The organism is Actinomadura sp. CNU-125, assembly GCF_001942465.1.
Taxonomy (GTDB): domain Bacteria; phylum Actinomycetota; class Actinomycetes; order Streptosporangiales; family Streptosporangiaceae; genus Spirillospora.
On sequence record NZ_MKJY01000220.1, the window covers coordinates 1 to 8,850 of the forward strand.

Sequence of the window (8,850 nt, forward strand, 5' to 3'; positions counted from 1 at the left end):
CGAGGACGACCGCACGGTCACCCTCCCCCGCGAGGGCGCGCTGCACCTGCTCGGCGGCCGCCTGTTCCGGGACGTGACCGCCGACCCGCCGCCGCTCGTCCCCGCCGACCCGCCGCCGACCGCCGCCCGCTCGGACGACACGATCGTGCGGGCCGCGGCCGGGGAGGCCGCGGCCGCCGTCCGGCTCGTCGAGGAACTCCTCGAACACTGGGGCCTGGAGCCGCCCGCCGTGCTGCGCAGCGGCGGCCTCGCCGTCCGCGACCTGCGCGCCGCCGCGACGCTGCTGGACGTGCCCGAGTGGCACGCCGCGCTGCTGATCGAGGCCGCGCACACCACGGGCCTGCTCACCCGCAGCGGCGACCTCGACGGCGAGTGGCTGCCCACCCCCGCCTACGACCTGTGGCTGATGCGCGACACCGCGGGCCGCTGGACCGAACTCGCCCGCGGCTGGCTGCGCTCGGACCGCGTCGCCGGGCTCGCGGGCGAGCGCGACGACCGCGACCGGCTGATCAACGCGCTGAGCGAGGCGATGGTGCGCGGCACCGCGCCCGCGACCCGCCGCGCCGTCCTGCAGGTCCTCGGCGCCGCCGAACCCGGCGTCGTCCCAGGTCAGGACGCCATGCGCGCGCGCCTCGCGTGGCTGCGGCCGCGCCGCGGCGGCCCCCTCCGCGACCGCCTCCTCGGCTGGACGCTGCGGGAGGCCGCGCCCTCGGCCTGACCGGTTTCGGGGAACTCGCCCCGTTCGCCCGCGCCCTCCTCGCCGGCGACGACCCCGAACCCGAACTCGTCAAGCACCTCCCCGAACCCGTCGACGAGATCCTCATCCAGGCCGACCTCACCGCGATCGCGCCCGGCCCGCTCGTCACCGAACTCGCTCGCGAGCTCGCGCTCACCGCCGACGTCGAATCGACCGGCGGCGCCACCGTCTACCGGTTCACCCCCGGCTCGATCCGCCGCGCCCTCGACGCCGGACGCACCGCCGCCGACCTCACCGGCCTCCTCGACCGGCACTCGGCGACCCCGCTCCCGCAGCCCCTCACGTACCTGATCGACGACGTCGCCCGCCGCCACGGGCAGCTCCGCGTCGGCTCCCTCACCTCCTACGTCCGCGCCGACTCCCCCGCGATGCTCGACGAGATCCTCGCCGACCGCCGCGCCGACCCGCTGCGCCTGCACCGGCTGGCCCCGACCGTCCTCGCCTCCGGCCTGCACCGCGCCGAACTGCTGGACGGCCTGCGCGCGATGGGCCTCGCCCCGGTGGCCGAGTCGCCCGGCGGCACCGTCATCGTCACCCGTCCGGACGCGCAGCGCGCCGACCCGCCGCCCACCGCGGAGATCGTCCGCGTGCGGCAGGACCCGCACGCCGACGATTCGATGATCGCGGCGGCCGTCCGGGCCCTGCGGGCCGGCGACGAGGCGTCCCGGCACGGCGCCGCCCGGACCCCCGACGCGCCCGGCGGCGAACCGCCCCGCTCCCCCGCGCTCGCGACGTCGAACGGCTCCGCGCCGCCGTCGAACGCGGCGGCCGCGTCTGGATCGGCTACCTCGACCAGCAGGGCCAGGCGTCCAGCCGCATCGTCGAACCCGTCCGCGTCGAAGGCGGTTTCCTCACCGGCTACGACGCCACCCGCGCCGCCGTCCACCGCTTCGCCCTCCACCGGATAACCGGCGTCTCCGAACTAGACACCCCCTAACCCCCCCACGCTCGCCGGAGCCGAAACCACACGCGGGGCGGCCGCCGCCGCGCTTTCCCCTCCCACGCGGGAACCCGGGCCCGGGTTCCCGCGTCCAACGAAATGTCCCTTATTGCCGGTAGGTTGGTTCCCCGGCCGCGGTGCGCCGGGAGATCCACACAGGGAGGGCCGCGTGAGCGGATACGGAGGTACCCCGCCGTCGGGCTGGGACAGCACCCCCCACGGCTCATCCCAGGGCTGGGATCCGAACGGCGCCTACGGACAGTCCTACGCCTACGGACAGTCCTACGGCTACGGGCCGGGCTACGGGCCCGCCCCCGGCTACGGCCCGCCGGGCGTCCCGCACCAGCCCGCGAGCATGACCAGTGCGATCATCGCGCTGGTCTGCAACAGCCTGGCCGTCGTGTCGTGCTGCAACGTCCTCGCCATCCCCGGCATCGTCACCGGGCGCTCGCCCTGCAGCGGGTCGAGCGGGATCCGGAGTCGGCGCGCAGCCTCACGATGTGGAGCTGGATCATCTTCGGCGTCACCACCGTGCTCGCCATCGTCGTGATCGCCCTGCTCATCGCCGCCGACGTCGGCTCCGACTCCGACCCCGCCTACTACGGCGAAGGAGTCTGATCCGGCACGCGCACCGGCGGTGACGTCCGGACGGTGCGGAGCGCGAGCGACACCGCGAGCCCGGCGGCCATGCCCGCCGCGGCGAGCAGCACCGCGGTCCGGCCGCCGTCCGCGACCGCCGCGGGGCCGCCGGTCCCGGTGCCGGCGGCGACGGTGAGGACGGCGATCCCGATCGCGTTCCCGAGGTTCAGCGTCATCGACGCCGTCCCGTTCGCGACCCCCTGCCGCTCGGGCGCGACGCCCGTGGACGCGGCGATCCACATCGCCGTCCACACGATCCCCTGGCCGACACCGGACACCACTAGTCCGGGCAGGGCGGTCACGAACGACGCTCCGACGCCGAATCCGCCCGCGAGGGCGGCGGTGCCCACCGTCCCGGCGGCGAACCCGGCCACGAGGGCGCGCCGCGCGCCGAACCGTCCGACCATCCGCTCCCCGAGTTGCGTGCCGGACGCGATCGCGACCGACGGAACGAGAACGCCAGGCCCGTTTCGAGCGCGGAGAAGCCGTGCACGTCCTGGAACAGCACGGTCAGGAAGTAGGGCAGCGCCCCGAACGTCCCCATGAACACGAACGTGACGGTCGCGCCGACGACCAGGCTGCGGTTCCGCAGCAGCCCGAACGGCAGCAGCGGGTCGGCGCCCCGCGACTCGATCACCGTGAACGCGGCGAGGCTCGCCGCCGCGAGGACGAACGCGCCGCCGACGGCGGGGTCCGTCCAGCCGATCTCCGGGCCCTGCACGAGCCCGAACACCAGCAGCGTCGCACCGGCCGTCGCGGTCAGCGCCCCCGGGAGGTCGAACCGGCGGGACGTCCCGTCCCGTTCGTCGCGCGGGATCACCAGCAGCGCCGCCGCGGCGACGGCCCCGGCCAGCGGGACGTTCACGAAGAACACGGCGGGCCAGCCGAACGCCTGCGTGAGCACGCCGCCGAGCAGCGCGCCGATCGTCAGGCCGCTCGCGCCCGCGCCGCCCCAGACGGCCAGCGCCCGGTTGCGCCGCGGCCCCTCCTCGAACAGCGTGCCGATCAGCGCGAGCGTGGACGGGAGCAGCAGCGCGCCGCCGATCCCCTGCACCGCGCGGGCCGCGACGATCACGCCCTGGGCGCCCGCGAGCCCGCCCGCGAGCGAGGACGCCGCGTAGAGGACCAGCGCGAGGACGAACATGCGGCGGCGTCCGAGCAGGTCGGCGCGCGGCCGCCGAGCAGCAGGAAACCGCCCGCGAACACGACGTAGGCGGACACGACCCACTGCCGGGTCTGTTCGGAGAACCCCAGGTCGGCGGCCAGTTCGGGGAGCGCCACGTAAACGATGTTGATGTCGAGCGAGTAGATGAGCTGCGCCGCCGCGAGCAGGGCGAGGGCCCAGCCCGGTCGGTGCACGGTCATGGACGGCATGTGTCTGGACGACCTCTCACGGGAGGGAGACGTGGACGTTCGGCGGCCGTCGAACAGTTCGAGAACATACGTACAGTCCGATAGTTCGTCAACTTACGAACAGTCGTACGGTCGCGTAGACTGGCCCCGTGATCGTTCAGCACCCCGAACGCGACCAGATCCTGCTGGAGAACGTCCTGTCCGCGCTCGGCAACCCGCTCCGGCTCCGCATCGTGCGCGCCCTCGCCGACGGCGGCGAGCAGTCCTGCGGCGTCATCCTCGACGGGGTCTCCAAGTCGACGCTCACCCACCACTGGAAGGTGCTCCGCGACGGCGGCGTCATCTGGCAGCGCCCGTCCGGCCGCGAGAACCTGCTCTCCCTCCGCCGCGACGACCTCGAAGCCCGCTTCCCCGGCCTGCTCGCGTCCGTCCTCACCGCCACCGACCCCGGCTGACCGGGAAGACACGACCGGCCCCCGGCCGTTGTCCCTACGGGTCCGCCGAGCCTCGGGTACCGTGCATCGGCGGGACACCCGCGTTCCGAGCCACGATTCCCGACGGGGGCTGCTTACCTGTGTCCGACGGTCCGCTCATCGTCCAGTCCGACAAAACCCTCCTCCTCGAAGTCGACCACGCGCAGGCCGGCGAGTGCCGCAAGGAGATCGCCCCGTTCGCCGAGCTCGAACGGGCGCCCGAGCACGTCCACACCTACCGGGTGACGCCCCTGGCCCTGTGGAACGCCCGCGCCGCCGGGCACGACGCCGAACAGGTCGTCGACACGCTGCTGAAGTTCTCCCGCTACCCGGTGCCGCACGCACTGCTCGTCGACGTCGCCGACACGATGGCCCGGTACGGACGTCTGCGCCTCGAAAAGGACCCCGCGAACGGGCTCGTCCTCACCTCCACCGACCGGTCCGTCCTCGAAGAGGTGCTCCGGGCGAAGAAGATCAAGGGCATGCTCGGCGACCGCGTCGGCGACGACGCCGTGATCGTCCACCCGAGCGAGCGCGGCGCCCTCAAGCAGGCCCTGCTCAAGCTCGGCTGGCCCGCCGAGGACCTCGCCGGCTACGTCGACGGCGAAGCCCACCCGATCGACCTCGCCGAGGACGGCTGGGAACTGCGCTCCTACCAGCGGGACGCCGCCGAGGCGTTCTGGCACGGCGGCAGCGGCGTCGTCGTCCTGCCCTGCGGCGCCGGGAAGACGATCGTCGGCGCCACCGCCATGGCCCGCGCGAAGGCCACCACGCTGATCCTGGTCACCAACACCGTCTCCGCGCACCAGTGGAAGCAGGAGCTGATCCGCCGCACGTCCCTCACCGAGGACGAGATCGGCGAGTACACCGGCACGAAGAAGGAGATCCGGCCGGTCACGATCGCCACCTACCAGATCATGACCACCCGCCGGAAGGGCGCCTACACGCACCTCGAACTCTTCGACGCCCGCGACTGGGGCCTGGTCGTCTACGACGAGGTCCACCTGCTGCCCGCGCCGATCTTCCGGATGACCGCCGACCTGCAGGCCCGCCGCCGCATCGGCCTCACCGCCACGCTCGTCCGCGAGGACGGCCGCGAGGGCGACGTCTTCTCCCTCATCGGCCCGAAACGGTACGACGCACCGTGGAAGGACATGGAGACGCAGGGCTGGATCGCGCCCGCCGACTGCGTCGAGGTCCGCGTCACCCTCACCGACTCCGAACGTCTCGCCTACGCGACCGCCGAACCCGAGGAGCGGTACCGCTTCTGCGCGACGACCGACACCAAGACCAAGCTCGTCAAGGCCCTCGTCGACCGGCACGCCGGCGAGCAGACCCTCGTCATCGGCCAGTACATCGACCAGCTCGACGAACTCGGCGCGCTCCTCGACGCCCCCGTCATCAAGGGCGACACCCGCATCCGCGAACGCGAACGGCTCTTCGACGCGTTCCGTTCGGGCGAACTGAACGTCCTGGTCGTCTCGAAGGTCGCGAACTTCTCGATCGACCTGCCCGAGGCGTCCGTCGCCGTCCAGGTGTCGGGCGCGTACGGCTCGCGCCAGGAGGAAGCGCAGCGGCTCGGCCGCCTGCTGCGCCCGAAGGCGAACGGGCAGGGCGCCCGCTTCTACGCCGTCGTCGCCCGCGACACCCTCGACCAGGACTACGCCGCCCACCGGCAGCGCTTCCTCGCCGAGCAGGGCTACGCGTACCGGATCGTCGACGCCGACACCGTCCTGTCCGGCGGCGAGATCTAACCCGCCGCGGCGCCGGCCGCCCCGAGGAACCCGGCCCCGGACAGTTCCGCCCGCGCACCCGCCGCGTCACCGAACAGGACGCCCCGAATCCCCGCCGCCTCCGCGCCCCGGACGTTCTCCTCGCGGTCGTCGACGAACACGACGTCGTCCGGCCCGGTCTCCAGCCGCGCCAGCAGGGTCCGGAAGATTTCCGGGTCGGGTTTGACCAGCCGGAGGTCGGTGCTGAACAGCCGGTGCCGGAACAGCCCCGCCCACGGGCGGGCGTCGACCGTCCGGGCGAGCTCCACCGGCAGGTTCGACAGCAGCGCGAGCGGGTTCCCGGCCCCGGCGAGCTCCTCCATAAGCCCGATGGTCTCCCGGTTCACGTGGCTCCACGTCCGGACGTCCAGCGTCACGAGCACATCGACCAGATCCGCGTCGACCGGCGCCCCGAGGCGTCCGCACACGTCGTCCCAGAACTCGGCGGCGGTCACCTCCGCCAGGTCGTACGGCTCCCGCCGCGCCCAGTACACCGGCCAGAACCGCTCCGGCGCGACACCGACGGTCTGCGGCAGGAGCGCCCCCGCGTCCCGGGGCGGCGAGAGGCTGATGACACCCGCGTAGTCGAACACGATCCACGTCATGTTGACGTTTCTAACACAGAACCTGTTTGATCGAACACATGGAAAGTTCAGAACGGGTGCTCGCACTCGTCGATCGGTTGCGGACCACCGAGCACGTCACCGTGACCGACCTCGCCGCCGAGACCGGCGCGTCCGAGATGACGATCCGGCGGGACCTCGACCAGCTCGCCGACCAGGGCGTCCTGCGCCGCGTCCGGGGCGGCGCCGTCAGCCTGCTCCTGCGCGGCGAGGCGACGCCCTTCGCCGTCCGCGAGCACGAGGCCGTCGACACCAAACGGCGCATCGCCGCGAAGACCGGCGACCTGCTCACCGACGGCGAGGCCGTCGTCCTGGACGGCGGCACGACCACCCTCACGATCGCCCGCACCCTCGCCCGCCGCCGCCTCACCGTCGTCCCCCTCGACATGCACTCCGCCAACGCGCTCACCGCCGCCCCCGGCGTCCGCCTCCTGGTCCCCGGCGGCCGCGCCACCCCGGGCGCCCTCGCCTTCACGGGGCCGCTCACCGAGGCGTCCCTGGCGTCCCTCCGCGTCGACACCGCCGTCCTCGGCGTCTGCGGCCTGTCCGCCGAACACGGCCTGACCGCCCACGATCTCGACGAGGTCTCCGTCAAGCGCGCCGCCATCGCCGCCGCCCGCCGCGTCATCGCCGTCTGCGACGCCGCCAAGTTCGGACGCACCGGCCTCGGCCTCGTCTGCCCCGTCACCGAACTCGACGCGGTCATCACCGACCGGACGGCCCCGGACGCCGCCGTCGCCCGCCTCCGCGACGCCGGCGTCGAGGTCCACCTCGTCTGAGCCGTTTCACCTGCGCCAACGTCGCGTTAACGCGTAGATCATCCGAGCGACGTCCCGGCGAGCCGCCACGGCCATCAAGTTGATCTTGCATGTGGGGCACCGCGGCACGGAGCCGCGGGGGAAGCGAGACGACATGCAGAAGCTCAAGCGCACGGCCACCGCCGCCATCGGTGCCGCCGCGGCTCTCACCGCCTCGATCGGCATGACCGGCACCGCGCACGCCGCCACCCCGCAGAGCGTCTGCGGCAGCGGCTTCACCGTCCGCGCCTCCGCCGCGATCGGCGAGGGCCCCAACGCCCGCGTCTACCTCCTCCGTAACGGCAACACGGCCTGCGTGGTCACGTTCAAGACCGGCAGCTCGATCGGGAACAACGTCACGATCAACGCCTGGGTCGACGCCAACCCCGGCCCGCTCCGCGGTGACACCGGCCGGTACAAGTACTACGCCGGCCCGGTCAAAGTGACCGACAGCTGCGTCAACTGGGGCGGCCACTACGGCGAATACTGGTGGAAGAACACCCCCTGCTGACGCTCCTCTAAAAGGCCCGGCCGAATTCGGCCGGGTCTCTCCCATTCCGATGATTTTCCGGAGCCGGTCCGGTCTCATACCTTCATGACCGATCACGTGATTTCCGCGGACGGTACCCGCATCGCCTACGACCGCCTGGGGGACGGCCCGCCGCTCGTCCTGGTGGGCGGCATGTTCTGCGACCGCCGCACCACCGGCGACCTGGCCAAGGCCCTCGCCGACCGCTTCACCGTCATCAACTACGACCGCCGGGGACGCGGCGAAAGCGGCGACACGCTCCCCTACGCACCGGAACGCGAAGTCGAGGACATCGCCGCCCTCATCGCCGCCACCGGCGGGACGGCGTCCCTGCACGGCGTCTCGTCCGGTGCGGCCCTCGCACTGCTGGCCGCCTCCGCCGGGCTGCCCGTCGACCGCCTCGTCCTGCACGAACCGCCGTACGGCCCAGACGACGACGAGAGCCTCGCCCGAACCCGTGCGGAAGCCGACGCCGTCCGCACCGCCATCGCGGACGACCGTCGTGCGGACGCGATCAAGCTGTTCATGACGTCGACCGGCATGCCCGAGCAGATGGCCGCCGGTATCAGCGCCGACTCCGGCATGCAGGCGATCGCCCCGACCATGCCCTACGACTACGCCGTCATGGGCGATGGCGGTGCCATCCCGAAGGACAAGGCCCGCGCCGCCACCGTGCCCACGCTCGTCCTGGCCGGCACCACGAGCGCCCCCTTCTTCCGTGACGCGGCCGCCCGCCTCGCCGAGATCATGCCGGACGCCCGAGTCCAGATCCTCGAAGGCGTCGGCCACGACGCGCCCGCAGACGCACTCACGGGCCCCATCACGGCGTTCCTCACCGCACCGCAGAAATGAGAAAGGCCCCGCCGTAAACGGCGGGGCCTTCCTGCAAAAAAGGTCCGGCGGCGTCCTACTCTCCCACACAGTCTCCCATGCAGTACCATCGGCGCTGAGAGGCTTAACTACCGGG

Annotated in this window: 11 protein-coding genes and 1 pseudogene; 8 read left to right on the plus strand and 4 right to left on the minus strand. The window is 72.9% G+C overall.

The annotated features are described in order from the left end of the window. The 3 genes and pseudogenes from BJF79_RS61305 to BJF79_RS55775 all read left to right on the plus strand — a co-directional run. Positions 1 to 718: pseudogene (locus BJF79_RS61305) on the plus strand (hypothetical protein); the annotation flags it as partial. After that, positions 637 to 1,665 carry a helicase-associated domain-containing protein gene (locus BJF79_RS51410; protein ID WP_075900638.1) on the plus strand — a complete coding sequence of 343 codons (1,029 nt, stop codon included), beginning with the start codon at positions 637 to 639 and terminating at the stop codon, positions 1,663 to 1,665. The pseudogene BJF79_RS61305 and the gene BJF79_RS51410, both read left to right, overlap by 82 nt. A 437-nt stretch (positions 1,666 to 2,102) precedes the next feature. Further along, positions 2,103 to 2,315, plus strand: a complete 213-nt coding sequence (locus BJF79_RS55775; RefSeq protein WP_158079272.1) for a hypothetical protein — start codon at positions 2,103 to 2,105, stop codon at positions 2,313 to 2,315. On the opposite strand, the gene BJF79_RS61310 is transcribed toward BJF79_RS55775, so the two are convergent. The 3 genes from BJF79_RS61310 to BJF79_RS61320 are packed head-to-tail and all read right to left on the minus strand — an operon-like array spanning position 2,297 to position 3,701. Next, positions 2,297 to 2,638, minus strand: coding sequence for a hypothetical protein (locus BJF79_RS61310; protein WP_262402488.1), 342 nt, complete (start codon positions 2,636 to 2,638; stop codon positions 2,297 to 2,299). The two genes, BJF79_RS55775 and BJF79_RS61310, sit on opposite strands and share 19 nt — an antisense overlap. Continuing rightward, a complete protein-coding gene (locus BJF79_RS61315) occupies positions 2,635 to 3,480 on the minus strand; it encodes an MFS transporter (protein WP_262402489.1) in 846 nt (281 codons plus the stop codon). Before BJF79_RS61315 ends, BJF79_RS61310 begins: the two co-directional genes overlap by 4 nt. After that, positions 3,408 to 3,701: a hypothetical protein gene (locus BJF79_RS61320; protein WP_262402490.1), complete on the minus strand. Its 294-nt coding sequence runs from the start codon at positions 3,699 to 3,701 to the stop codon at positions 3,408 to 3,410. Before BJF79_RS61320 ends, BJF79_RS61315 begins: the two co-directional genes overlap by 73 nt. A gap of 137 nt (positions 3,702 to 3,838) precedes the next feature. On the opposite strand from BJF79_RS61320, the gene BJF79_RS24015 reads away from it, so the two are divergent. Beyond that, a complete protein-coding gene (locus BJF79_RS24015; RefSeq protein WP_075900640.1) occupies positions 3,839 to 4,144 on the plus strand; it encodes an ArsR/SmtB family transcription factor in 306 nt (101 codons plus the stop codon). Between the two features lie 119 nt (positions 4,145 to 4,263). Further along, entirely contained in the window at positions 4,264 to 5,916 is a 1,653-nt protein-coding gene (locus BJF79_RS24020) for a DNA repair helicase XPB (RefSeq protein WP_075900642.1), read from the plus strand. On the opposite strand, the gene BJF79_RS24025 is transcribed toward BJF79_RS24020, so the two are convergent. Beyond that, positions 5,913 to 6,539: an HAD family hydrolase gene (locus BJF79_RS24025; protein ID WP_075900644.1), complete on the minus strand. Its 627-nt coding sequence runs from the start codon at positions 6,537 to 6,539 to the stop codon at positions 5,913 to 5,915. The genes BJF79_RS24020 and BJF79_RS24025 overlap by 4 nt on opposite strands. A 38-nt stretch (positions 6,540 to 6,577) precedes the next feature. Here BJF79_RS24025 and BJF79_RS24030 point away from each other — a divergent pair, with 38 nt between their 5' ends. From BJF79_RS24030 to BJF79_RS24040, 3 genes are all read left to right on the plus strand, one after another. Continuing rightward, the gene (locus BJF79_RS24030; RefSeq protein WP_075900646.1) at positions 6,578 to 7,336 is read left to right on the plus strand and encodes a DeoR/GlpR family DNA-binding transcription regulator; all 759 of its coding nucleotides are present in this window, start codon (positions 6,578 to 6,580) and stop codon (positions 7,334 to 7,336) included. A gap of 133 nt (positions 7,337 to 7,469) precedes the next feature. After that, positions 7,470 to 7,865, plus strand: coding sequence for a serine/threonine protein kinase (locus tag BJF79_RS24035; RefSeq protein WP_075900650.1), 396 nt, complete (start codon positions 7,470 to 7,472; stop codon positions 7,863 to 7,865). 84 nt (positions 7,866 to 7,949) lie between these two features. Beyond that, a complete protein-coding gene (locus BJF79_RS24040; RefSeq protein WP_075900648.1) occupies positions 7,950 to 8,735 on the plus strand; it encodes an alpha/beta fold hydrolase in 786 nt (261 codons plus the stop codon). The last annotated feature ends 115 nt before the right edge of the window (positions 8,736 to 8,850 follow it).

Coding starts and splice junctions, on each gene's coding strand:
- BJF79_RS61315 (WP_262402489.1), bottom strand. CDS start 3,480: ATGTTCGTCCTCGCGCTGGTCCTCTACGCGGCGTCCTCGCTCGCGGGC.
- BJF79_RS61320 (WP_262402490.1), bottom strand. CDS start 3,701: ATGACCGTGCACCGACCGGGCTGGGCCCTCGCCCTGCTCGCGGCGGCG.
- BJF79_RS24025 (WP_075900644.1), bottom strand. CDS start 6,539: ATGACGTGGATCGTGTTCGACTACGCGGGTGTCATCAGCCTCTCGCCG.
- BJF79_RS24030 (WP_075900646.1), top strand. CDS start 6,578: ATGGAAAGTTCAGAACGGGTGCTCGCACTCGTCGATCGGTTGCGGACC.
- BJF79_RS24035 (WP_075900650.1), top strand. CDS start 7,470: ATGCAGAAGCTCAAGCGCACGGCCACCGCCGCCATCGGTGCCGCCGCG.
- BJF79_RS24040 (WP_075900648.1), top strand. CDS start 7,950: ATGACCGATCACGTGATTTCCGCGGACGGTACCCGCATCGCCTACGAC.